Source organism: Halobacillus sp. ABH2_015, assembly GCF_056158945.1.
This window is the reverse complement of sequence record NZ_JBSWUG010000002.1, coordinates 830,486-852,407: the sequence shown is the minus strand read 5'-3', so window position 1 is coordinate 852,407 and position 21,922 is coordinate 830,486. Positions and strand designations below refer to the sequence as shown.

25 protein-coding genes are annotated in these 21,922 nt (G+C 47.0%); 10 read left to right on the top strand and 15 right to left on the bottom strand.

Annotation, left to right across the window (positions count from 1 at the left end):
- The first annotated feature begins 127 nt into the window (after nt 1-127).
- The gene (locus ACXAD6_RS04355; protein ID WP_474967795.1) at nt 128-640 is read left to right on the top strand and encodes a GbsR/MarR family transcriptional regulator; all 513 of its coding nucleotides are present in this window, start codon (nt 128-130) and stop codon (nt 638-640) included.
- A 241-nt stretch (nt 641-881) separates the two neighbouring features.
- Nucleotides 882-1,415, top strand: a complete 534-nt coding sequence (locus ACXAD6_RS04350; RefSeq protein WP_474970361.1) for an HTH-type transcriptional regulator Hpr — start codon at nt 882-884, stop codon at nt 1,413-1,415.
- Between the two features lie 79 nt (nt 1,416-1,494).
- On the opposite strand, the gene ACXAD6_RS04345 is transcribed toward ACXAD6_RS04350, so the two are convergent.
- Complete coding sequence (locus ACXAD6_RS04345; RefSeq protein WP_035532700.1) at nt 1,495-1,821, bottom strand: DUF1878 family protein; 327 nt, start codon at nt 1,819-1,821, stop codon at nt 1,495-1,497.
- A 226-nt stretch (nt 1,822-2,047) separates the two neighbouring features.
- Between ACXAD6_RS04345 and ACXAD6_RS04340 the strand changes: the two genes are divergently transcribed.
- From ACXAD6_RS04340 to ACXAD6_RS04330, 3 genes are all read left to right on the top strand, one after another.
- The gene (locus tag ACXAD6_RS04340; RefSeq protein WP_474967794.1) at nt 2,048-2,599 is read left to right on the top strand and encodes a DUF3267 domain-containing protein; all 552 of its coding nucleotides are present in this window, start codon (nt 2,048-2,050) and stop codon (nt 2,597-2,599) included.
- A 119-nt stretch (nt 2,600-2,718) separates the two neighbouring features.
- Nucleotides 2,719-2,901 (top strand): hypothetical protein, encoded by a 183-nt coding sequence (locus ACXAD6_RS04335; protein WP_027956542.1) that lies wholly within the window; start codon nt 2,719-2,721, stop codon nt 2,899-2,901.
- Between the two features lie 200 nt (nt 2,902-3,101).
- The gene (locus ACXAD6_RS04330) at nt 3,102-4,022 is read left to right on the top strand and encodes a peptidylprolyl isomerase (protein ID WP_474967793.1); all 921 of its coding nucleotides are present in this window, start codon (nt 3,102-3,104) and stop codon (nt 4,020-4,022) included.
- A 30-nt stretch (nt 4,023-4,052) separates the two neighbouring features.
- Here the strand turns inward: ACXAD6_RS04330 and ACXAD6_RS04325 are convergent, their stop codons facing one another.
- The 6 genes from ACXAD6_RS04325 to ACXAD6_RS04300 form a co-directional block, all read right to left on the bottom strand.
- Nucleotides 4,053-4,247, bottom strand: a complete 195-nt coding sequence (locus ACXAD6_RS04325; protein ID WP_474967792.1) for a sporulation YhaL family protein — start codon at nt 4,245-4,247, stop codon at nt 4,053-4,055.
- 138 nt (nt 4,248-4,385) lie between these two features.
- Nucleotides 4,386-4,943 carry a GbsR/MarR family transcriptional regulator gene (locus ACXAD6_RS04320; RefSeq protein WP_027956545.1) on the bottom strand — a complete coding sequence of 186 codons (558 nt, stop codon included), beginning with the start codon at nt 4,941-4,943 and terminating at the stop codon, nt 4,386-4,388.
- 84 nt (nt 4,944-5,027) lie between these two features.
- Nucleotides 5,028-7,928 carry an AAA family ATPase gene (locus ACXAD6_RS04315; RefSeq protein WP_474967791.1) on the bottom strand — a complete coding sequence of 967 codons (2,901 nt, stop codon included), beginning with the start codon at nt 7,926-7,928 and terminating at the stop codon, nt 5,028-5,030.
- Complete coding sequence (locus ACXAD6_RS04310) at nt 7,906-9,165, bottom strand: metallophosphoesterase family protein (protein WP_474967790.1); 1,260 nt, start codon at nt 9,163-9,165, stop codon at nt 7,906-7,908. The genes ACXAD6_RS04315 and ACXAD6_RS04310 overlap by 23 nt, the downstream gene beginning before the upstream one ends.
- A gap of 118 nt (nt 9,166-9,283) precedes the next feature.
- Nucleotides 9,284-10,498 (bottom strand): ABC transporter permease, encoded by a 1,215-nt coding sequence (locus tag ACXAD6_RS04305; protein ID WP_474967789.1) that lies wholly within the window; start codon nt 10,496-10,498, stop codon nt 9,284-9,286.
- A 37-nt stretch (nt 10,499-10,535) separates the two neighbouring features.
- Nucleotides 10,536-11,435, bottom strand: coding sequence for an ABC transporter ATP-binding protein (locus ACXAD6_RS04300; protein ID WP_474967788.1), 900 nt, complete (start codon nt 11,433-11,435; stop codon nt 10,536-10,538).
- Between the two features lie 162 nt (nt 11,436-11,597).
- On the opposite strand from ACXAD6_RS04300, the gene ACXAD6_RS04295 reads away from it, so the two are divergent.
- Nucleotides 11,598-11,783, top strand: a complete 186-nt coding sequence (locus ACXAD6_RS04295; protein ID WP_474967787.1) for a YhzD family protein — start codon at nt 11,598-11,600, stop codon at nt 11,781-11,783.
- A gap of 31 nt (nt 11,784-11,814) precedes the next feature.
- On the opposite strand, the gene ACXAD6_RS04290 is transcribed toward ACXAD6_RS04295, so the two are convergent.
- The 3 genes from ACXAD6_RS04290 to ACXAD6_RS04280 all read right to left on the bottom strand — a co-directional run bounded on the left by ACXAD6_RS04290 (nt 11,815) and on the right by ACXAD6_RS04280 (nt 14,396).
- A complete protein-coding gene (locus tag ACXAD6_RS04290; protein ID WP_474967786.1) occupies nt 11,815-12,585 on the bottom strand; it encodes an enoyl-CoA hydratase in 771 nt (256 codons plus the stop codon).
- Between the two features lie 229 nt (nt 12,586-12,814).
- Nucleotides 12,815-13,174, bottom strand: a complete 360-nt coding sequence (locus ACXAD6_RS04285; RefSeq protein WP_160834837.1) for a YlbF/YmcA family competence regulator — start codon at nt 13,172-13,174, stop codon at nt 12,815-12,817.
- An 85-nt stretch (nt 13,175-13,259) separates the two neighbouring features.
- On the bottom strand, nt 13,260-14,396 hold the full coding sequence (locus ACXAD6_RS04280) for a DUF445 family protein (protein ID WP_474967785.1): 1,137 nt from the start codon (nt 14,394-14,396) through the stop codon (nt 13,260-13,262).
- A gap of 137 nt (nt 14,397-14,533) precedes the next feature.
- On the opposite strand from ACXAD6_RS04280, the gene ACXAD6_RS04275 reads away from it, so the two are divergent.
- Nucleotides 14,534-14,716 (top strand): hypothetical protein, encoded by a 183-nt coding sequence (locus ACXAD6_RS04275; RefSeq protein WP_474967784.1) that lies wholly within the window; start codon nt 14,534-14,536, stop codon nt 14,714-14,716.
- A 46-nt stretch (nt 14,717-14,762) separates the two neighbouring features.
- On the opposite strand, the gene ACXAD6_RS04270 is transcribed toward ACXAD6_RS04275, so the two are convergent.
- Nucleotides 14,763-15,044, bottom strand: coding sequence for a metal-sensitive transcriptional regulator (locus tag ACXAD6_RS04270; RefSeq protein WP_027956555.1), 282 nt, complete (start codon nt 15,042-15,044; stop codon nt 14,763-14,765).
- A 111-nt stretch (nt 15,045-15,155) separates the two neighbouring features.
- Here ACXAD6_RS04270 and ACXAD6_RS04265 point away from each other — a divergent pair, with 111 nt between their 5' ends.
- Together ACXAD6_RS04265 and ACXAD6_RS04260 are read left to right on the top strand one after the other, a co-directional pair.
- The gene (locus ACXAD6_RS04265; RefSeq protein ID WP_474967783.1) at nt 15,156-16,052 is read left to right on the top strand and encodes a PucR family transcriptional regulator; all 897 of its coding nucleotides are present in this window, start codon (nt 15,156-15,158) and stop codon (nt 16,050-16,052) included.
- 123 nt (nt 16,053-16,175) lie between these two features.
- Nucleotides 16,176-17,273 carry an ABC transporter ATP-binding protein gene (locus ACXAD6_RS04260; RefSeq protein ID WP_474967782.1) on the top strand — a complete coding sequence of 366 codons (1,098 nt, stop codon included), beginning with the start codon at nt 16,176-16,178 and terminating at the stop codon, nt 17,271-17,273.
- 137 nt (nt 17,274-17,410) lie between these two features.
- On the opposite strand, the gene ACXAD6_RS04255 is transcribed toward ACXAD6_RS04260, so the two are convergent.
- From ACXAD6_RS04255 to fumC, 3 genes are all read right to left on the bottom strand, one after another.
- Nucleotides 17,411-17,578 carry a hypothetical protein gene (locus ACXAD6_RS04255; RefSeq protein ID WP_474967781.1) on the bottom strand — a complete coding sequence of 56 codons (168 nt, stop codon included), beginning with the start codon at nt 17,576-17,578 and terminating at the stop codon, nt 17,411-17,413.
- Between the two features lie 135 nt (nt 17,579-17,713).
- A complete protein-coding gene (locus ACXAD6_RS04250) occupies nt 17,714-17,917 on the bottom strand; it encodes an alpha/beta-type small acid-soluble spore protein (RefSeq protein ID WP_027956559.1) in 204 nt (67 codons plus the stop codon).
- Nucleotides 17,918-18,032: 115 nt separating this feature from the next.
- On the bottom strand, nt 18,033-19,424 hold the full coding sequence (gene fumC / locus ACXAD6_RS04245) for a class II fumarate hydratase (protein WP_474967780.1): 1,392 nt from the start codon (nt 19,422-19,424) through the stop codon (nt 18,033-18,035).
- Nucleotides 19,425-19,684: 260 nt separating this feature from the next.
- Between fumC and ACXAD6_RS04240 the strand changes: the two genes are divergently transcribed.
- A complete protein-coding gene (locus ACXAD6_RS04240) occupies nt 19,685-20,602 on the top strand; it encodes a zinc dependent phospholipase C family protein (protein WP_474967779.1) in 918 nt (305 codons plus the stop codon).
- 6 nt (nt 20,603-20,608) lie between these two features.
- Here ACXAD6_RS04240 and ACXAD6_RS04235 read toward each other — a convergent pair whose 3' ends face one another.
- The gene (locus ACXAD6_RS04235; RefSeq protein WP_474967778.1) at nt 20,609-21,892 is read right to left on the bottom strand and encodes an MFS transporter; all 1,284 of its coding nucleotides are present in this window, start codon (nt 21,890-21,892) and stop codon (nt 20,609-20,611) included.
- Nucleotides 21,893-21,922: the final 30 nt, after the last annotated feature.

The window sequence follows — 21,922 nt, the reverse complement described above, 5'->3', positions numbered from 1 at the left end:
GTACGTAATTTAAAGGGTGATTTGCTTCATATTTCGTTTAATTTCGACAAAATGCTTGTCGATCCGTAATTTTTCTTGGATTACCATTTATAGTAATGTAGTCGTAGAACGTAAAAAGGAGGAGCATATGGGAGGAAACGATCACCACAACCTGGAAGACATCCAGATGAAAGTCATACACGAATTTTCTAAAACCCTGGAGATGTTCGGTTTATCCATGGCTGACTCCCGCTTGTTTGTCACCCTTTACCTTCATCCGTCACCAATGACGCTTGATGAGATGAGCAGCGCGCTGGGAAAAAGCAAGACGGCCATGAGTACTGGAATCCGGAATTTATCCGATCAAGGACTGGTTGAACGTGTGTGGAAAAAAGGGGTTCGGAAGGATTTATATACACCCACCACCAACCTCTACAAAACCTTTATGACTTCCTACATACAAAAATGGCAGACAGCTGTGAATGAACAAGAGAATGAATTAGCGGCTGTAGAAGAGCAGGTGCAGGAAAACATGCAGCGTTGTGTGAAACAAAAAGAAATGGATGAAACCGCGTTTCTTCAGGAACGCATGAGGGAAATGGTCCATTTTCATACCTGCCTTTCCAAGGCGCTCCAGAGCCTTCATCCGGACCCATTTTGAGCTTCTCACCAGTAAACATACGTTTACTGGTATTTTTTTATCATTTTTCTGTTATTTACACCTTGTCAAATACAGAATGTTTTATATTATTATAAAGAGGGAATAGGATACTGGAATAGCACATTCTAACTTTCCTATTGCCGCCATGTCTGGCACAATAGAATTAAGAATATACCTAAAGAAGGTGAAATTGGTGAAGGAAAAGATCACAAAGCGAGAAGCCATTTATTATAGTCATAAAATGGCACAACTGTCCAAAGCGCTTTGGAAAGCCATCGAGAAGGACTGGCAGAACTGGATCAAACCTTTTCAGTTGAACATCAATGAACATCATATTCTATGGATTGCCTACCACCTCAAAGGGGCCAGCATTTCTGAAATATCCAAATATGGTGTGATGCACGTCTCGACTGCCTTCAACTTTTCAAAGAAAATGGAAGAACGCGGACTCCTCCAATTCTCTAAACGTGAGAATGACAAAAGGAATACCTATGTGGAACTGACTCCTGAAGGAAACGACCTTTTGGAATCCACGCTCAATGAGTACGAGCCCGACGACAATTCGGTGCTCAAAGGCGTGATGCCGATGACCGAAATGTTCGGGAAACTTCCTGAGTTCCTTGATCTATCCGCCTTGATTAAAGAGATTTACGGCGATGAATATATGGAGATTCTGGAGCGTTCTCTTGAAAATATTGAAGAAGAGGCTTTAGTCAACGAGCCGACGGATTTGGAAAAGTACAAACAAAAGTCGCAGAAGTCACGTTCTTCTTAACGCCCTGGTGCTTATCCCTTATAAACCCGGACTTATATGCTGAAAACCCCTTTCCGATGTTTCATTGGAAAGGGGTTTTTTATGTATAGGACAGAAGCAGTTCTGTCAGGTCTTTATAATACCCTTCTTTATGAAGGGCTTCGAGAGAATCTGTAATGGGAAGCTTCCAACAGACCATCCCCGCGTAATGAAAGAGTAACGAAGAGTGATCCAGCAGCCCCTCCTCCTTCTCTTCCTTATAAAGATCAGAGAGCGTCTGCAGCAAATGCATCGTCTCGTCATATTCCATTTCTGTTAAATCTTTTTCAATCACTAATTTTGTAAAAGGATAGTGGTCAATTTCTTTGATGCTGCTCAATAATTTCAGTTGAAAAGAAAGAGTGTCACAAAGATTCACATTCTTCATACTTTTCCCTCCCCTCTCGCTGTCACCCTTGTCACAGCAGGGTTTCAGACCACTTCGAGATCAAGTAAAATCTTCAGTGGTATTTTTTACGAAAAACCTATTGCTTTTTGTCTCTAAACATACTATTATTCGTCTTGTGCTAATAAAACGATAGAGAAAACGTACTCCTATCATATCGATAATCATAATAAAATCACAGCATTTTTTGTAGTAAGGGGGGATTCTTATGATGAACTGCTGGAAATCAGTGAACATCAATAAAGAATTCGGATTAAACCGTGTTTATATCATGTCTATTCTCACCGGACTATTGTCCTTTTTAATTCTTTACCTGCCGTTTTCCATGATCCATGCGACGCATGATATGAACGATCACGGTTTTATACCGCTGCTGGTCATTCTATTCTTTCTGCCGTCCATTCATAGGCTCATGCATATGCTGCCTTTGATGCTCAGCTATAAACGACTGCGGGTTCACTTTAAATTCAGGAAACGCTGCGTACCGACGTTCTCGTATCAATGCAAGACGAGGCTGTCCAAACCGATGTCCATGACGATGGCACTGGCACCGACTTTTTTGATTACTGTTCCAACACTAGTCATGAGTTACGTCTTCCCGAATTACTTCGCCTATCTGGTGCTGTTTGCCTCTGTGAATATCGGGCTGTCCTTTTCAGATTTTCTTTATGTCAGCCATTTCGCGAAAGCACCGAGGAAATGCATCATTGAAAATGCGAAAGACGGCTACGATATTCTCATTCATCAGCCGAAAGCATAAAATCAAAAACAGCGTTCAGTGGAGCGCTGTTTTTTTATGGCCTGGAACGGGGTTTTCCTGTTCAATCCAGTTAAACTTTGATAGAGTAGTTTCATAGGGAATAAAGGAGGTTCATCAACATGGCATTTGGTTTCAGCTTGTACGCGCTCGTCATTTTATTCGTGTTTAACTCACTCACACATTCCTTATGCTTAAAAACGAAAATGTCGAACGAGAAGCAGACTCGTGTATTCCGAACAATTAATGTGCTGATCACTATTTTACTCATTTCATCCTATGTGGAAGTCTTAAATACACTATAATGACCCAGGCCGCTGATCCCTTCAGCGGCCTGTTTTATATTCGATCGGATAAGGAAAGACTGGGGGTGGAAGCTCCCCCACCCTTTTTCGCTGAACATTATAGTATAGGACAGGGAAAATGTGTTATATTTACTCATAGGCTGTTTATTTAATCTCTACGTCATGAAAAAATTACAAAACGTTTTAGGAGTGTCATGCACATGAAAAAAGTAGCCATTACTGCTGCCTTGGCGGCAGGCGTCTTCACCCTTTCAGCTTGTTCATCAAACGCGGATGAATCGGAAGTCGTCGTTCAAACGAAAGATGGAGAAGTAACGAAGGAAGAATTCTATCAGGAACTGAAAAGCCAGCATGGTGATCAAGTGCTTCAAAGCCTTGTTATGAAAGAAGTTCTTTCCAACAACTATGAAGTGACCGATGAAGCCGTTGAAGAAGAACTGCAGACATTGAAAGACCAGTACGGGGAGCAGTTTGAAACTGTCCTTGAACAGAATGGCTTCTCTGATGAAGAAGCCTTCAAGGAAACCATCCGCATGAGCCTGCTTCAGGAAAAGGCGGCAGCTGAAGATGTCGAAATCACAGAAGAAGAAATGAAGCAGTACTATGAACGCATGAAAACAGAAGTAAAAGCAAGCCATATTCTAGTCGAAGATGAAGAAACCGCTCAAGAAGTGCAGAAAAAGCTTGATGACGGTGGTGACTTCGGAGAGCTTGCCAAAGAATACTCCACAGACGGCTCCTCTGAAAACGGCGGAGATCTCGGTTGGTTTGGTCCAGGACAGATGGTCGCTGAATTCGAAGAGAAAGCCTACGAATTGGAAAAAGACAGCGTCAGTGAACCTGTCGAAACACAGTTCGGCTACCATATCATTAAAGTGACCGACAAGCGCGAAAAAGAAGATATCGAGTCTTATGAAGATACGAAAGATGAAATCCGACGCACACTTGTGAGCCAGAAGGTCGATCAGACACAGCTTCAAGAGAAAATGGATCAGCTTGAAAAAGATGCCGAGATTGATGTGAAGGATGATCAATTCGAAGGTCTTTTTGATGACGCATCTGAAGAAGACGAAGCAGCAGAAGAGGAATCAAGCACGGAAGAAGAGAATACAGAAGAATAATAAAAAGCCGGGTGATCCTTCACCCGGCTTTTAGTTTGAGGTCATTCTCCGTTTTCCCCGCCGCTGCTTTTCCTGCTCGATCCTCTTCAAATACACCTGTCCCTCTTGTTCAATAAACTCCTGCTCCAATGTATGTTCCGCCCTCATAGCCCGGAAAGCCATATAGCCACTGAAAAATATAAAAGCCACACATAGAAATACCCAGATCGGCAAACCGAATAGCATACGCTGTTCCTCCCTGCCCTGTTTACCATAAGCTTATGTACCAGCATGACGGAATATGAACAAGCTCCCCTCCAGCAAAAAAACTGCCCCGCGCTTTTTCCATTCAATGATCGGAAAAGCCGGGACAGTTTTTTTATGTTATTCACTCTTCTGATCGATTTTCGGAACGTATTTAAAAATTTCCCCGGATTCAACGACATGGATGAATTTCATCAGCCAGCGGTAGTAGTTCTGGGCATATTTTAAACGGTCGATATCCACCTGGATCTTCTCTTTCAACTCTTCATCGGAAGTGCGGTTCTGAAGAGATTCCAGTTCCTGAATCGCCTCGTCCGCCTCTTCAATGTTCGTTTCTGTATGATGTCTCCACCTGCTCCCGAAAAGGGAAGTGAATGACTTATACCAGTCTTCCTCCGACTTGTACAAGTCTTTCCGAACTCCTTTTTTAAAGGAAGGTTCCACCATTTTCATATCAGACAAAGCCCGGACACCTGTGGACATACTCGTCTTACTCATCTCAAGAGCTTCACGCATGTCATCCAGCGTCATCGGCTCCTCGGAGAAGTACAACACTCCATACAGTCGTCCTATCGAAGGAGTCACCCCGTAGAGGCTCATATTCTTAGCAATCACCTGAATGAATTGTTCAATTGTTTCTTCGTATTTCGTCCAGTCTTTATTATTTGTTTCTGGCAATGGAAACCCTCCATTTGCATAATGCTCATGTAATCTTAGAACATTTTATCATTAAAGTCCTGAGATTGCGACCTAAACCTCAATTTATTTTAACTGCTGAATATTTGCGTCTGTAAACACTTGCTGAAGATCACTTCTCCAGGAGAAAAACAGCACCTGGTGACGGGTGGATACGCCCTGTAGAATCGTAGTCATTTTCTGCAGCCGGCTTTCATCGAAATGCACAAACGCATCATCCATAAAAAAGGGAAGCGGCCTTTGGCCGGCCATCGTTTCCCCCAGAGCCAGACGCAGCGATATGTACAACTGATCGCGCGTCCCCTTCGATAATTCTCCAGGGGCAAAAAGCATTCCTTCTGAATTGAGCACGGTGATCCCCCGTTCAGAATCATCAGCCGCTATGCTTTCATAGCGGCGGTCGGTCAACACCCGGAAATAGTCCTCAGCCGATGCCAGTACAGCAGGAAGGTAGGTGGATTGGTAGGACTGTTTGGTTTCCTTTAAGGCCTGCAGGGCAGTCTGATAGCCGGCCCATTCCTTTGCCAGCTCCTTCAGCTTCTCTTTCTCCGCCTGATAGTGGTGGGTCAGAGCTGAACGCTTATCAGAATTCTCCATCTGATCGAGCCGGCTGTGGATATCCGCAAGATGCTGCCGCGCATCAGACTGCTGCGTTTCCAGCTGCTCGATATCCCGTTTGAACTCTCGGATTTCGGTCAGCAGCCGGCTTTCCTCCGGCACTTGATTCCATACATCCGCATATGACTGATCTTCTTCAGACAACAACCCTTCGATTTGAAACTGATGCCCGGCGACGTTCTCCTGAAGTTTCCTTACGGTTTCTGCCTCTTCCGCCTTTTTATAGAAGTCTTGTTCGCTCTCGACCCCGCACTCTCCAAAAAGCTGATGGCATTCTTCAAGATAACCTTGCAGCTGATACGTGATTTTTTTAAGACGGTGTTCCAACGCTTCCAACGCTTCTTTTTGTTGATGGACATCCCTTTCCAACTGTTCCTGCTTTTTGACCCAGCCGCTCAATTCGTTCCAGCCTGTACGGACAGTATGATCTATTATTTCCCAATCTAAACGTCTGTGAAACGTTTTCAATTGCTCAATCATTCTGTCCTGTTCCCTTTCCAGTTCCTCTATCCGATTCACTGCCTGAAGGTATTCCACTCGCTTTTCACGAAGTTGAACGACTTTATGAAATAACTTCTCCCAGTGTTTCACATCAAGTCCGGTTAGAAACGGATAAAGGCTTCGCTGCTCTGTCACTTGAGCTTCCAAGCGGCGCCGGCGCTGCGCGGCAACACTTTCTTTTTCCTGAAGACGGATGTCTTCATGATTCAGCTGCTTCCACTGATCATGAACATGCTTCCATTCCGTTCTTCTTGTTTCATATTTCCTCAGCTCCTCCCGTGCTCTTTCCACTTCTTCTTCTCTGCTATCCGGGATTTGAGGATGGACACTCTGTGGAAGGCGGGAAGCATAGAAACTGAGACCGATGGACAACATCACTCCAAGCAGCAGCCAAACAACACTCCCGCCGCCTATAAAGACCGCTGCCCCGCCTGATAGGACAGTGGCGGCTCCAACAAAAAGAACAGACCTGTTCGGACGTCTCCTGCCGGCTTTTCCACTGTTCCTTGTGGCTCGGTTGGCCGCAGCCGTTTCTGAAGCTTCTTGAACTTTGGATTGAAGAGCAGCCGCTTCGTCTTCACCGATCATCTCTTCTTCCAATTCAGCTTTCTTCGTCTCTACATACTGAAACTCCCGCTCCAGATCCATGCTTTGATCATGAATATAGGCCCTTTCCTGAACCAATGTCTGCTCTTCGTTTTTCAATTCTCTCCACGTTTCTTCTATATAAAAGGGAAATGTGTAATCATCAAGATCGGCAACGGTCAATGGAATATCCAGCGCCTGGACTTCCTTGGACAGCTCTTCCTGCCTGCGCTCTGATTCCTTATGCAGCCGATCTTTCTCATAATCGATCTTTTCTGATTCGGGGCGTTGCTTCAAAAGCATTGCTGCTTCCTCAAGTCGTTGAGGCTGGTAAGCGGTTGACAAAGCCTTCAGCTTTTCCTTTCCGGCTTCGACATCCGAAGTGAGGAGCTTCTTTTCTGATTGAAGGGGGAGGATTTTTTCCTTGAGCTGCCTGTATCTTTCCATTCCCCCATCAGGAAAAACAATGAACGCCCGGCGTTGAAGTTCTTCCAGCCCTTGATGATAGTTCACAAGTGCCGGTCTGGCTTTCAATAATTGTTCCGTCCGGTAGAGGGCATTCGTTTTCTCCCTCCAGGCCATTCCAGAGGCTTCGATTTCCTCCATCGCCTGCTGCTTTTCCTCAAGCAGATGAAGGTAGTCCTGCTCCTCTTTTTCGAGTGATCGTTTCTTTTTATAAAGGTCTTCCACTTTATGAAGCTGTTCATTGATTACGGGTTTTCTGCCCTGGGGTTTGAACCGCTCCTCCACTTTCTTTTCCAGCCATCTTTCTGTGCGGCTGATCCGATCCGATCCGGTGAGACCGATATCCAGCAAGGTTTCACCAAGACTTTCAGCAGACAGCGTTTCCAAATGGCGGAGGTCGTCCGCATTGAAACTGAAGATCGCTTCAAAGCTCTCCCGGTCCAGACCATTCAACTGTTCCCTCAGCCATTCTTCTCCATACTCTACTCCAAGAGAGCTGCGGCAGACCGCCTGTCCTTTATGCCGGTCATGAAATCGTTCGACTGTCACGACTTCAGCTTCTGCCGTCTCTACCGTGATGGTACCTCCAAGCCCCCCGCCTTGTTTAGGCTTATATGCTTCCCTCTGCTTAGGCGGCAGACCGAAAAACATGTATAAAAAGAAATGATAAAGGGTGGATTTCCCTGCTTCATTCCTTCCTGTAATGATGTTCGGACGGTCCTCAGCGAAGGATAGGGAGAACCCGCTCCATTTTCCAAAGCCATGAATATATAGGTTATGTATGATCAAAGCCGTCATCCCCGCTTCCTATTAATTGGTTTACTGCCGCTGCTTTTGCTTTCTCCAGCACTTCCGCCTGCTCCTTTTCATTAAGGGAAGGAACGAACCGCGACATCTTCCTGTGACCGTACAATGGAGCGAGCCACGAATCCAAGGCTTCGGCGTCTGCTTCATTCATTTTCTTCAAGAACTCTCCCGTGAAATGAGGACCATGAAGATCTTCTTCAGTCCAGCTTACCCTTTCATCCAGACGCACATCTTCAATCCACACCCAGCCGTCTTCGATAACGTCTTCATTTTCGTTAACGATATCCTTCCATTCATCCATTACCCCCGAGGACCACCAGCGCTTCCACTGACGCCCGCTGCCTTCAATCGTCACAGAGAGCATGACAGAGTCGCCGCTTTCCGCAACGTGATGCTTCGCACTCTCTAATACGCGCTCCAATTCATTCGGGCTTTCCAGGGATGGAACAGGAACGGTAACACTTTCATACACAAAGCTGTGCAGAGGCTGAAACCTGTACTCCCATTTCCCCTCCTGTTCTTCGATGACGTAACACCCTTTCGGCCCCTGTTCTTTCTGAGACCTGCCCTGTGTATTTCCCGGATAGATAATCAGCGGGTCTGCAGATAAAATTTCCCGTTTATGGATATGGCCGAGCGCCCAGTAATCCATCCCCGTACGCTTCAATTCCTCCAATGTGAAGGGAGCATAAACATCGTGATCCGTATTCGATTCCAGACTTCCATGAAGCATAGCAATGTGATACGGAGGGTGTCCCGTCTTTTGAAACTCCTGCGCTTTGTGCTCCTTGACCACCCTTGTCTCGTAAGAAAAGCCATAAATATGCGCCAGAAGCTCCCCCTGCTTATAAAAGGGAACCTCCTGGACACGCTCGCTCTCGAATAGGAATACATTTTCGGGAAAGGAAACCGCGTGCTCCGTTCCTGACGTAAAGTCATGGTTTCCAAAGCTGACGTATACATTGATCCCGTGCTTCTGCAGCTTCTCAAATCCCCGGCGCACATGGACCTGTGCCTTCAGGCTGCGCAGTTCCTCATGATAGACATCCCCGGCAATCAACAGGAAATCCGCCTCTTCTTTTATACATACTTGAATAAGGCGGTCAAAGGCTTCAAAGGTTCCCGCCCGCAGCCGTTCGAGCAGTTCCTCAGGGAGATGGCCTTTCGTCTTAAACAGGCTGTCCATATGCAGATCTGCACTATGGACAAATGTGATTCCATTCCGCATAGCTTCCGCTCCTTCACTCCATCTTTTTCTTTTATTTTACCAAAGCACACCCACGAATGCACGTTCGCTTCCAGGGCTTCTGCGCAAAAAAAGACCGCCCCGGGGAGGGCGGAAACGTTCAGGATGACTTTTCTTTTTTCGATAGTTGGAGGGCTGCTTTAAGATCCTTCAAAGATGATGATTTTCCGTAAAGGAGAACGCCTCCTCTGTAAATTCTTGCCCCTATCCATCCGAGCAGCGCAATCGAACCGATCAGCACGCCTAAGGAAAGGGAGACCTCCCATACGGGGACGTCGAGCATCCCGACTCTCAGGAACATAATCAACGGGGTGAAAAACGGGAAATACGAGCTGATGGTAATGAAAGTCGAATCCGGCGAGGCCAGACCGAACATCGCAATCATAAAGGCAGCCACGATAAGCATGATCATAGGAGCAGTCATCTGCTGGGCATCCTCCAGACGGCTGACGAGAGACCCGAGCGTTGCTGCAAGGGTGGCAAACAATAGGTATCCCAGCAGGAAGAATACGACCGCATAAATGATGGTGGCAGGCTGAATCGTGGTCAGCCCCAGCCCATCAATAAATGAAGCGCTCCCCGACTCTATCGTCTGCTGAATACTGAAATATCCGGCGGTCAGGAAAATGGCAAACTGGGTTAAGCCCACGAGAGCGATACCGATGATTTTAGCGAACATCTGGGAAACCGGAGACACACTGGAAATTAAGATTTCCATCACCCGGCTGGATTTCTCCGTAGCCACTTCCGTAGAAATCATCTGGCCGTACATAATGACAGCAAAGTACATAAAGAACAACATGATATATACGATTCCGCGCGTCTGATTGAGTTCTTCCGCGGATTTCGCCCGTTCCTCCAGGGCTTCCAGTTCAAACGATACCGGAGCTGATATCTGCTGCAGGGTTTCCGGCGCCACGTCTGCTTCTTCGGTCACCTGCTCGATTTTCACCTGCTGCAGGGCCTGACGGACAGGCTCACTTGCTTCTATATTCGCAATCTGATTGGCAAAGTACGTCGCTTCCGGGAGCTGATCTGCCCCTTGCCGGATGTGAACGACAGCCTCATAACTGCCTTCTTCTACTTCCTGCTTTGCCTCTTCCAGCGTCCCTTCATAGGTTTCAGCGGCTGCTGACTCACTGGAAGCGAGACTTCTTTCAAAAGCCGACGCCCAAGCTGCACTTTCGGAAAGAACGGCAATACGGTTTTCATCTTCGTCCCCACTGAACTGTTCAATGATGGATTGAAGGTTGGATACAGCGAAAATAAACACGAGCATAATGAGCGTCGTAATCACAAAAGATTTGGATTTCACTCTATTTTTATATGTATGGCCCATCATAATGAAGAACTTATTCATAGGAAGCCCCTGCCTTTTCAATGAAAATATCATTCAGTGTCGGTTCTTCCAAATCAAAGGTGCGGACAAAGCCTTTTCCATGAAGGGATTCAAAAATACCCGCAGCTGCTTCTTCCGCAGTAATTTGAAGCTCGCATCCTTCTGCAAGCGGCTTATATTTGGTCACACCCTTGAACGACTGTAAATATGAGGTATCAAAATCTGCATGAATGCGGATGTTTTTCTTACCGAACGATCGTTTGATTTCCTTCAACCTGCCGTGAACGACGGGGGATCCATGATGAAGGATACAAAGACTTTCACACAATTCCTCCACATGCTCCATACGGTGGGATGAAAACACAATGGATGTGCCAGCTTCCTTCAATTCCACAACAGCCTCTTTCAACATTTCTACATTGACCGGATCCAGTCCGGAAAACGGCTCATCCAGAATAAGCAGCTCCGGCTTATGCAGAACAGCCGATATGAATTGAATTTTCTGCTGATTCCCTTTGGACAACTCCTCTACTTTTTTCTGCTTATACTCCGGCACTTTAAATCGTTCCAGCCAGTGGTCGATTTCCTCCACTGCCTCCTTTTTGGACATCCCGCGCAGTTTAGCCAGGTACACAAGCTGCTCTTTCACTTTCAACTTCGGGTACAACCCCCGCTCTTCAGGAAGATAACCAATCAAATGGCTCTCCCCATAGCCGATTTTCCCCCGATTCCACGATATCTCTCCTTCTGTCTGATCCAGCAGCCCGAGGATCATACGGAACGTCGTCGTTTTGCCCGCTCCGTTGGCTCCAAGAAAACCGAAAATCTGCTGTTCAGGTATCTCGATGGATAAATGATCCACTGCCGTGAACGAACCGAACGTCTTTGTAACATTCTCCAACCTCAAAGTCATACCGATAACCTCCCCTTTCTGTTTATCTTACGGGCTTGTCCGCCCGGGAGTTTCAATTTTTCCACAAATAAAAATGAAGAAACTTGAAGCTTTTTGCAGGAATTTCGCTTTCTCATGACAAATGTAAATAAATGAACAACTATTCATTCGAGGGGGACATCCATGAAACGCTACTACTTAACCGTATTCGAACAAGACGGGACAAATGTGCTTGATGAGAACTTTGAAGCTGAACATGATGAGGAAGCAAAAAAAATAGGGACAGCCAAACTGACGGAGCATGGATACAGTGAGTTTACCCACCGCTGCGTGTCGCCTGATGGACGGCTGGTTCTTTTCCACCGCTGAAAAGAGCCGCGCTTAACGGCGCGGCTCTTCATTATTTTCCGTGAAATACAGGCTTCCTCTTCTCCATAAAAGCCTGAACACCTTCGAGGTGATCATCTGTGTGCCTCAGCATCCATTGGGTTTCCCTTTCCTCTGTCAAATAGGTCTGGAGCTTTTCCAAGCCATATTTATGATAGATCTCCTTCGTCGCAATCATCGATCGGAGCGGGCGGCGGCTCCAATAATCTGCAAGGTCTCCAGCTTTCTGCTGGACCGATCCTTCAACAACCTGGTCAATCAGCTTGTATTCATAAGCTTCCGCAGCCGACATCCGCTCCCCCTTCCAAGTAAAATGCTTGGCCTGATGGGTACCCAGACGTTCCTGGAGCCAGAAGTGGCCGCCCCCGTCCGGAGCAAGTCCGATGCCGATGAAGTTCATGGACAACTGCGCCCCTGCTTCCGCCATTACATAATCAGCCGATAAAGCAATACTGAGTCCGAGCCCGACGACAGGCCCGTGAACAGCAGCGATCACAACCTTAGGCATCGTATAAAAAGACTTCACGATATATTCAATGTCATCCATCACCTGGTCGTACACGTCACGGTCGGCGGCTTCCTTCATCATTGTAAGATCCCCGCCGGCGCAAAAGCCGTCTCCACTTCCCGACAAAACCACAACCTGAGCCTTTGAATGCTGCACCTGGTCGAGAACGTAAGCAAATTCAGCTAACTGCTCCGTCCCGAGCGCATTGTACTTTTCTCCGCGGTCCAACGTAATGTGCACAACATTATCCTTTTCTTCAACCCTAAAGTGGCCCATTCTTCTCCCCCTGGATTCAAAAATGTCTTCTATTCGTTACATTTCGCCGGCGTGTCTCTTTTCTCCTGCAAAGGTCGACAACATTCCATCCATCATGCAGAAAAGACACAAAGACAGACTCCTGCTGAATGAGAAGGGCCGCTGCGTTTCCAGGCATAAAAAAAGAGTCTGCAGAGAACACAAGGTTCTCTGCAGACTCGGACCACCGTAGAAACGGCGGTCAACTGCATTACTGCTGTGGCTCTTCCGGATTACCGTAAAGCTCTTCCAGCGGTTTTGTAATAATACGGCTGATATCGTTGATAACAGTGTTCAAACGCTGTTCTTCTTCCATCAGCTTGGAAATCTGTGGGTGCTGCTGTACAAGTTCTACGACTTTACGAGCCTGCTCCACTTCTTCTTCGGAGATTTCCTCTCCCTGCATCTGTTTTTGTTGAAGCGTCATTTGTGTCTGACGGAAATCATCAAACATTGTTTTCGCTGCTTCGTCATTCATAACCGCTTCATAAGCTTCTTTCAAGCTTGTGAATTCTTCACTGTTGCGGATCGCTTTTTCCAAATCATAAGCGTAATCGTATAGGTTTGCCATAAAATAAGCCCTCCTGTAATTTCGTACTTCTAACATTCCTACCCCACTATAACAGACTCACTGAAGTCTGTATAGGAATAGGGTCTTATCCGATCACCATGACGAGAGCGGCCTGCAGCAGACCGATCAGTCCTCCAAGAAGAGCTCCGAGATATGTGATCATCTTGAATTCCCTTCTTGAAATGCCAAGGACCATCTCCTCCAGACGATCCACCTGGAAAGCCTCTACCTCTTCCTTGACGACTTCCTCCAGTCGAACGGATTGGATCATCCCTTCCACTTTGCCGGAGATGACATCGATGGATTTCCTAATGAGGACCGGAATCCATTGTTTGGTCACCTTCTCCTGAATAGGAGCGGTCCAGTCTGCAATCGAACGCTCCATCCATTGCTCAACAGGAAGAGCCTCCGCCGCCGTCTGCCCGATCAGACGCCCGATTTCATCAGAACCGATTCGTTCTTCCACGGATTCCAGGGGCATGTCGAGCCATTTCTCTTTTTCTGCATGAAGCATCGTTTTCAACCATTCATTCATTTCACTGTCGGACACATATTTCAGAAGAATCGGATACAGACGTTCAGTCAGCCCGTCCGGACCTAAGAAAGAGGAAATCATATTACCGAGAAACCCTTGATTGTCCAGATAATTATTAATGAGGGCGGAAACTTTCTCTTTTCCCTCTGTACTCCGGAAATAATTCTCGATACTTTTTTGAATGTGCTCAGCGGCCTGGTCAACGCCATGATCCACCTTCGATGTCCATTCCGGAGTCAGCAGCTCTCTGATTTCCTGCTGCCTGTATCCATCCATCAGCATATGGTACCGTTCTTCGATCCAAGAAGCCGTATTCGATCGAATTTCCTCTGAAGCCACATCGATTTGGAAATCCTTCAGCAGGGATTGGACGGATTTATCCTGCTGCATCCATTTCAACGCCTCTTGTTCAGCCAAGGAGGTCATCTGGCTCACCAGAGCAGGTTCAGTCAATTTGCGGCGGATACCCTCGGGTGTAAGAAGATGATTCACGACCATTTTCCCGAGCTGTTGTGCTAATTCATTCTGTCGTTTAGGTATAAGCCCCGGCGTAAATGGAACGCGGAACTTCCCGATATATATCGCACGGTAAGGGCGGAAAAGCATCTTAATCGCGAGAGAGTTCGTTACTCCACCAATCAAGGCACCGATCCCCATCATTAAAAGAATCAGAAGTATTGGATGCATCGTACAACCTCTTTCTATCGTAGTGTACCAAGTATAATGGAAAAATGCGGCGTGTGCCAAACGAGAGGAATGAAAAAATATCCACTCTCATGATTCCCCTTCAAACGGGCCACCCTATAAGGAAGGAGGTGACCAAAATGAAGGAGGAAAAAAAGAAGGCACCCGAAGGAAAAGACCAGTTTGAAGTGGATGTTGACCGCATGATTAATGAAGGAATGGCGGGCGGCACCGTAGCGCCAGTATACGGGCGGGAGCAGATCGGGGAAGCCCATGAAATTCCGGTTCAGGAAAATCGGAAAAATGACCTTGCAGAAAAATAATAAAGCTGTCTCTGATGGACCCTCATCCATCAGAGACAGCTTCATTTCAGCGGCTTTTCACAATCATCTGTACAGCTTCATTGATTAAATCTTCAGCGGATTCTCCCTCTTCGTGAGCAACGCGTATACATTCCTCAAGGTTTTTCGCTACAATATAACCAATCGCCCGGTCCATCGCTGAACGTGCCGCAGACAGCTGGGTGATGACATCTTTACAGTCTTTTTCCTCATCCATCATTTTAAGGACACCGCGCACCTGCCCTTCAATGCGTTTCAACCGGTTTTTCGTTTCTTGTCCATAGAAACTCTGTTCTTTTACGTGTTCCACTCCGATTCCTCCTCTCCCTCCGACTTATCATGTATAGGGATCAATTGACTTTGCGGATTTCTACATTGTATTACTATAATAGTAAATATCCTAGTAAAAAGGAAGAGATTCATGTCTGTCATTCATCAACTCCAGCAGATCTACCCCTCTATGAGGGTGATCACCGAAGCAGAAGCCGGCGATTCAGACCAGTGGGACTATTATCTGACGCCGGAAAAAGAACTCATTGCCATCCCTAAGGGCGAAAGGAATAACCAGGAAGCGGAGCTGTTATCCATCTTCCTTACTCCTTTTGAGAAAGATACCATGACCGAGACAGAAAGGGAAACGGCATGGAAGGAACTCACTTCCACCGGCAGCCAGTATGAAGGCATTTCCTGGCCGCAGTCGTACCGCTTCATCCTGTTTACATTTGATGACTCCGGCGCTGAAAAAAGCACGATAAAAGAAGCGCTCCAGTCTCTATTTCCGGAACGCGTGCCCCTGCTCTGGCAGTCGGACCAGTCGGGATACATGGTGGAGGAAATCTTCTCGAGCGGGCAGGAGGTCCTGACATTCGAAGGGATTCCGGATGTTCTCATGAGTGACTTCTACACAAATATACGTTTTTTCACAAGCCATTTCAGTTCTGACTTAAAAGAAGCCCCTTCTATTTTGAAATGGTCGCTGAGCGGAGCCGATCTGGCAGATCGATACCACATGCCCGCTGTCGTTTCCTACAAGGATATTATTCCCTATTTCTACATCGACTACCTTCCTGAAGCCTATTGGCATCAGGTGGAGCAGTCGATCTTCCACGAGGTACTGGAAGATAAGGAACTGCTTCAGACCATCAAGGTTTTCCTTGAAACCGGATCCAACACGTCCCTTGCTGCTAAAAAGCTGTATATGCACCGGAACAGCCTGCAGTATCGTGTCGATAAGTTCATCGAAAAAACGGATTTGGATATTAAGGATTTCAAAGGGGCGGTCATCACCTATCTTGCTCTTTTACATCTACAGTTGTAATTCGACAGAGTGCACAAAGCTCACGATGGTGAGTTTGTGCACTTTGTCCATTTACCGTTTTCAGAAACTTCGGTACACTGAAATCAGTTAAGAAAGCGATTTCAAAAACAGGGGGAGTTTCCAATGGCAGAACTTAAACTGAACAATATTGATAAAGTGTATGATAAAAATGTGAAAGCCGTCGACGATTTCAACCTTCATATCAATGACAAGGAATTCATTGTTTTTGTAGGTCCGTCCGGTTGTGGTAAATCGACAACACTCCGTATGATTGCAGGGCTTGAAGAGATCACCGGCGGAGACTTCATGATTGATGACAAGCGCATGAACGATGTAGCACCAAAAGACCGTGACATTGCCATGGTATTCCAGAACTATGCCTTGTATCCGCACATGAACGTGTATGACAACATGGCCTTCGGTTTGAAACTCCGCAAGATGGATAAGTCGGAAATTGAACGCCGCGTCAAGAACGCCGCTCAGATCCTTGGATTGGAGGCTTTACTGGACCGTAAACCAAAAGCGCTGTCAGGTGGACAGAGACAGCGTGTAGCCCTCGGGCGTGCCATCGTCCGTGACGCAAAAGTCTTCCTGATGGATGAGCCTTTATCCAACCTGGATGCCAAGCTTCGTGTCCAGATGCGCGCTGAAATCCAGAAACTGCACCAGCGTCTGCAGACAACGACCGTCTACGTTACCCACGACCAGACCGAAGCGATGACGATGGCCACCCGTCTTGTCGTTATGAAAGATGGAATCATCCAGCAGGTGGGTGAGCCGAAGGATGTCTATGATAAGCCTGAGAATGTGTTTGTCGGCGGCTTCATCGGGTCCCCGGCTATGAACTTCCTCCATGGCACACTGGCTGATGGTCACATTGAACTCGGAGAAATCAAAATTGCCGTACCGGAAGGAAAAATGAAGCCGCTCAGAGAACAGAGCTACATCGGAAAGGAAATTATCCTCGGTGTGCGTCCGGAAGATATGCACGATGAGCCGCTCTTTATCGATGCCAACCAGGACAAGAAAATTACGGCCGACATTGAAGTAGCTGAGCTGATGGGCTCCGAATCCTACCTGTATTCCAAATTGAATGACCAGGAATTCATCGCCCGTGTCGATTCCCGTTCCGATATCAACGGTGGAGACCAAATTACCTTGGCGATTGATATGAACAAAGTCCACTTCTTTGATAAGGATACAGAAAGCCGTATCCGCTGATCATAACAAAGCAGCCCTATCCAGGGCTGCTTGTTTTTTTAGGGGAACTGCATGTTTCTGAATGCCTCCAAAAACGGTAAAACCCGGGCAGTGTCTGGAATAAATCACCGCCCGGGCTGTATCGTATCTGAAACAGCCTATGTTGTCTGAATATCCTGCAGACCACAGGCTTCACACACAAAAAGGTGAACACATTCGTCCTGAATGGAGGAATCGATCTCACCATCAACAAGGTCGGTATAGGTAAGATCCAGATAAGGGCTGTATTCATCAAGAAAATCAGTCACCCTTCCCCGATCCTTCATCCTACCCTCACACCTCGGGCAGGCGCGCTGCGTTTCTCCCCACCCGTTACAAAGTCCGCATTCGTACATAATTGGTCCACTTCTTTCACAAAAATAAAGAGGAAGGGCGCACCCTTCCTCCTTCGTCACACGTATTTATTTTTGGTATCCACCGAACTGCTGTTCAGCCATTTGTACAAGACGCTTAGTGATTTCTCCACCTACAGAACCGTTAGCACGTGCTGTAGAATCTGGACCAAGCTGTACGCCGAACTCTTGAGCGATTTCGTATTTCATTTGGTCTAGAGCTTGTTGTACACCAGGTACAACCAACTCGTTTGAACTGTTGTTGTTAGCCATGTGTCTCACCTCCTGTCCTGTGTAATCGTAGTATGGGTCGGAGGTTTTGTTTTTATGTCAAAAAAGACAGTGGTAATTACTGGAGAAAAACAATAGACACATGGCTGGATTCCTTTTACTTGGCGTTTGGTTTTGTCATGGCTTTTGGATCTACGTAATCCTCGAACTGCTCTTCGGTCAAAATACCGAGCTCCACAGCTGTTTCTTTCAACGTCTGGTCTTTTTCAAATGCTGTTTTTGCTATTTTCGCGGCATTCTCATAACCGATATGAGGATTCAAGGCCGTGACCAGCATCAGGGAGTCACGCAGATACTTTTCAATCTGTTCATGATTCGGCTCAAGGCCGCTGACACAACGCTCATCAAAGGAGACCATACTGTCAGCGAGAAGCTGGGCGGACTGAAGGAAATTATGAGCAATCACCGGTTTGAATACATTCAATTCAAAGTTCCCTTGACTGGCAGCAAAACCGATGGCCGCATCATTTCCCATTACTTGAACCGCAACCATTGTAACCGCCTCACTTTGAGTCGGGTTCACTTTCCCAGGCATGATGGAACTTCCAGGTTCATTGGCCGGAATTGTTATTTCTCCAATGCCGCAGCGCGGACCGCTCGCAAGCCAGCGGACATCATTGGCGATTTTCATCATATCCGCAGCCAGAGCTTTCAAAGCTCCGTGCGTATGTACAAGTTCATCGTGGGATGTGAGGGCATGGAATTTATTCGGTGCAGAAACAAACCCTTTGCCGGTCAACGCATTGATTTCAGCAACGACCTGTTCTGAAAAATCTTCATGCGCATTCAGGCCTGTCCCGACAGCCGTGCCGCCGATAGCAAGTTCTTTCACATATTCACTGCTCTCGATCAGCATCTTCTCCGTTTTTTCCAGCATGCGGTGCCAGCCGCTGATTTCCTGCCCAAGCGTGAGGGGTGTCGCATCCTGGAGATGAGTTCGGCCGATTTTCACAATATGATTAAACGCTTCCATTTTTTCTTGTAACGTGTGCTTCAACTGGGTGAGGGCAGGAAGGACAACATCCTCCACTTTACGGACGGAAGCGATATGCATCGCTGTAGGATACGTATCATTTGAGCTTTGTGATTTGTTGACATCGTCATTCGGGTGAAGACGCGTCTCACTCCCCTTCTCTTCCAGCCACTGATTGCCCACGTAGGCGATAACTTCGTTCACATTCATATTCGACTGCGTGCCGCTGCCGGTCTGCCAGACCACTAACGGAAAATGTTCATCCAGCTCACCTGCAATGATTTGGTCCGCAGCATAGCCTACCGCTTCCGCCTTTTCCTCTTCTAAAAGTCCAAGAGCAGCATTGGCTTTCGCTGCGCTCTTCTTCAAGATGGCAAAGCCTTCGATGACTTCCTTCGGCATTTTTTCATCACCGATCGGGAAATTCTCTTTACTTCGCTGCGTTTGTGCCCCCCAATATTTTTCACTTGGCACATGTATTTCACCAATCGTATCTTTCTCCACGCGGTAATCCATGAAAAATCCTCCCTTTTCAGTTCTTTCTATGCTTTTTCATTGTATCAAGAATCTTTTGAACAATCACCTGAATGACGGGTGTTTTTGACAATTTTCCGCGTTTTCATTTCAGATTATTTACATTTTTCAGATAATCGTCTATACTTATGCTGTCAAGCACCGGTTAACCAAACCACGCTTGACTTCTCAAGTGGGTATAAAGTGGTGAAAAGAGCCTTGGAACGGCTCTTTTTTTTGCTTTAAAACAGGAGGTAACGACCATGCCGAACATTTGGACTCACATTCTATTTATTGATGAACTTTGCGAAAGGATTCTCTGCCACCCCCTGATCCATGCAGCACCGAACAGTCTGCATATGGGCGCCCAGGGACCGGATCCTTTCTTTTATCATAACTTCCCGCCCTTTTGTTCGTCCAAAAAAGGGACCGCTCTGGGCACCCTTCTGCACACATCTCGATGCGGCCCTTTTCTCATGGATATGATCGAGGCGGGAGCAAAGGAAAAAGCTCCAATGCAGGCCTATATGACAGGTTTTATCAGCCATCACATGCTTGACCGGACGACCCATCCCTTCATCCATTTCCATGCCGGTTATGAGGGAGCGAAGCATCAGGAATTGGAAGTGATCATCGACACTCTCTTGATGAAGCGTTTCCGAAAGAAAGATCCATGGAAAACAGCCGTTCACAAACACATCCGTTTATCTTCAACCTTGGAGGAACAACTGACCAGCTTCATGCACCCCCTCCTTGCCAGACAATTCCCGGCCGAAGCCTCTCACTATCCACGATCCCTGATCAGGCAGTCCTACCGCCATATGACGGCTGCGCAGAAACTGCTGCGAGACAGGTGGCAGTGGAAAAACAAATGGCTGTCGTCTTTTGTCTCCTCCTATTCTCACAGTCCCATTATTGACGACATCGATTATATGAATGAAAACCGCCGCCCATGGCAGCATTCCGCTACATCCGCTGTCCATACAGAGTCGTTTATTGATCTTTACGAAGCAGCGCTGAGCGAAGCTGTTACGGTTCTTTCATTAGTTTTCCACTACTGGGAACACCAGCAGACAGAGACTTTCAAACAGCTGAAGAAAAAGATAGGGGACATTTCCTATGACACAGGAAGACCTTTGTCCGAGAACCGCGCCAACCAATACAGCCGCCCCCTCCTTTAGGGTCGTTTAACGTTCGACAGGTTCACCACTTCCAGACGAGGCCTGATCAGCACCTTTTTCCACATCAACAAACCAGAGAAGGAGAATGCCCGCTGTGAAAAATCCGACCAGCGATAGAATTCCGAGACGGCTGGAACCGGTCAACTGACCGATCAACGCAAAGGCAAAGGGACCAAAAACAGCAGCGAACTTAGAAGAAATGCCGTAAAATCCAAAAAATTCTGCCTCGCGACCTTCCGGGACCATCCGTCCATATATCGACCGGCTCAATGCCTGCGCCCCTCCCTGAACGACTCCGACGCAGACCGCAAGGATGTAAAAGTGAAACACTGTCGTCATGAAATAACCGAGAGCTACGATAAAAAGGTAGATAAAAAGCGTGATCAGCAGGGCTCGTTTAGCTGTGATTCTTCGTGCCAGCCGCCCGAATAAAAATGTACAGGGAATGCCGACAAACTGAGTAATCAAAAGAGCTGTAATGAGCGAGTTGCTGTCAATTCCGACATCCCGGCCATAGATGGCGGCCATTTTAATAATGGTAGAAATACCATCATTGTACAGCCAGAAAGCGGCCAGGAATAATAGGAGCGGCTTATAAGACCGAAGCTCCCCTGCTGTCTGTAAAACACGACGGAATCCGATGGATAGGTAGGAGCGCTGCCTCACACTGGTTTTCCTTTTCTCCTCTTTAATATGACGAAGCAGGGGAATGGAAAAGATCAGCCACCATATCCCGACAGAAACGAAGGACAGCTGCACGGCCGTAGTGCTGTTCGGAAGACCGAACCAGTCATACTTCATAATCATAAGAAGATTGACAGCAAGGAGAATGCCGCCCCCTACGTAACCGAGCATAAAACCAGCAGCTGAGACTTGGTCGATCTCCTCCTCCCCCGCAACTTCAGGCAGAAAAGCATCGTAAAATACGTTGGCGCCGGAAAAACCGACGGTACCTGCAATCAGAAGCAGAGAGGCCCATACATAATCCCCCTCGCCGACAAATGCCAGCAGAATAGAAGCAAGGATCCCCATGAAAGCGAAGAACATAAGAAAACGTTTCTTGGAAGCGGAATAATCACTCACGGCACCGAGAATGGGGGCGAGCAGCGCAACGATTAAAACAGCGGCTGACTGGGAATATCCCCAATAACTCGCCGCAAGCGACGATGGTACTCCTTTCGCTGCCACATCATAATAGAACACAGGCAGCACAGCAGCCATAATGGTGGTGGCAAACGCTGAGTTCCCAAAATCATATAAAATCCAGCTGCGCACAGACTTTTTCGTCATAGCCATCCCCCCAGCACTATCTTTAGTCCT

Bases quoted from the DNA above. Each gene is read 5' to 3' on its own strand.
- ACXAD6_RS04355 (WP_474967795.1), top strand. From the start codon at position 128: ATGGGAGGAAACGATCACCACAACCTGGAAGACATCCAGATGAAAGTC.
- ACXAD6_RS04350 (WP_474970361.1), top strand. From the start codon at position 882: ATGGCACAACTGTCCAAAGCGCTTTGGAAAGCCATCGAGAAGGACTGG.
- ACXAD6_RS04345 (WP_035532700.1), bottom strand. From the start codon at position 1,821: ATGAAGAATGTGAATCTTTGTGACACTCTTTCTTTTCAACTGAAATTA.
- ACXAD6_RS04340 (WP_474967794.1), top strand. From the start codon at position 2,048: ATGATGAACTGCTGGAAATCAGTGAACATCAATAAAGAATTCGGATTA.
- ACXAD6_RS04335 (WP_027956542.1), top strand. From the start codon at position 2,719: ATGGCATTTGGTTTCAGCTTGTACGCGCTCGTCATTTTATTCGTGTTT.
- ACXAD6_RS04330 (WP_474967793.1), top strand. From the start codon at position 3,102: ATGAAAAAAGTAGCCATTACTGCTGCCTTGGCGGCAGGCGTCTTCACC.
- ACXAD6_RS04325 (WP_474967792.1), bottom strand. From the start codon at position 4,247: ATGCTATTCGGTTTGCCGATCTGGGTATTTCTATGTGTGGCTTTTATA.
- ACXAD6_RS04315 (WP_474967791.1), bottom strand. From the start codon at position 7,928: ATGACGGCTTTGATCATACATAACCTATATATTCATGGCTTTGGAAAA.
- ACXAD6_RS04310 (WP_474967790.1), bottom strand. From the start codon at position 9,165: ATGCGGAATGGAATCACATTTGTCCATAGTGCAGATCTGCATATGGAC.
- ACXAD6_RS04300 (WP_474967788.1), bottom strand. From the start codon at position 11,435: ATGACTTTGAGGTTGGAGAATGTTACAAAGACGTTCGGTTCGTTCACG.
- ACXAD6_RS04295 (WP_474967787.1), top strand. From the start codon at position 11,598: ATGAAACGCTACTACTTAACCGTATTCGAACAAGACGGGACAAATGTG.
- ACXAD6_RS04290 (WP_474967786.1), bottom strand. From the start codon at position 12,585: ATGGGCCACTTTAGGGTTGAAGAAAAGGATAATGTTGTGCACATTACG.
- ACXAD6_RS04285 (WP_160834837.1), bottom strand. From the start codon at position 13,174: ATGGCAAACCTATACGATTACGCTTATGATTTGGAAAAAGCGATCCGC.
- ACXAD6_RS04280 (WP_474967785.1), bottom strand. From the start codon at position 14,396: ATGCATCCAATACTTCTGATTCTTTTAATGATGGGGATCGGTGCCTTG.
- ACXAD6_RS04275 (WP_474967784.1), top strand. From the start codon at position 14,534: ATGAAGGAGGAAAAAAAGAAGGCACCCGAAGGAAAAGACCAGTTTGAA.
- ACXAD6_RS04265 (WP_474967783.1), top strand. From the start codon at position 15,156: ATGTCTGTCATTCATCAACTCCAGCAGATCTACCCCTCTATGAGGGTG.
- ACXAD6_RS04260 (WP_474967782.1), top strand. From the start codon at position 16,176: ATGGCAGAACTTAAACTGAACAATATTGATAAAGTGTATGATAAAAAT.
- ACXAD6_RS04255 (WP_474967781.1), bottom strand. From the start codon at position 17,578: ATGAAGGATCGGGGAAGGGTGACTGATTTTCTTGATGAATACAGCCCT.
- ACXAD6_RS04250 (WP_027956559.1), bottom strand. From the start codon at position 17,917: ATGGCTAACAACAACAGTTCAAACGAGTTGGTTGTACCTGGTGTACAA.
- fumC (WP_474967780.1), bottom strand. From the start codon at position 19,424: ATGGATTACCGCGTGGAGAAAGATACGATTGGTGAAATACATGTGCCA.
- ACXAD6_RS04240 (WP_474967779.1), top strand. From the start codon at position 19,685: ATGCCGAACATTTGGACTCACATTCTATTTATTGATGAACTTTGCGAA.
- ACXAD6_RS04235 (WP_474967778.1), bottom strand. From the start codon at position 21,892: ATGACGAAAAAGTCTGTGCGCAGCTGGATTTTATATGATTTTGGGAAC.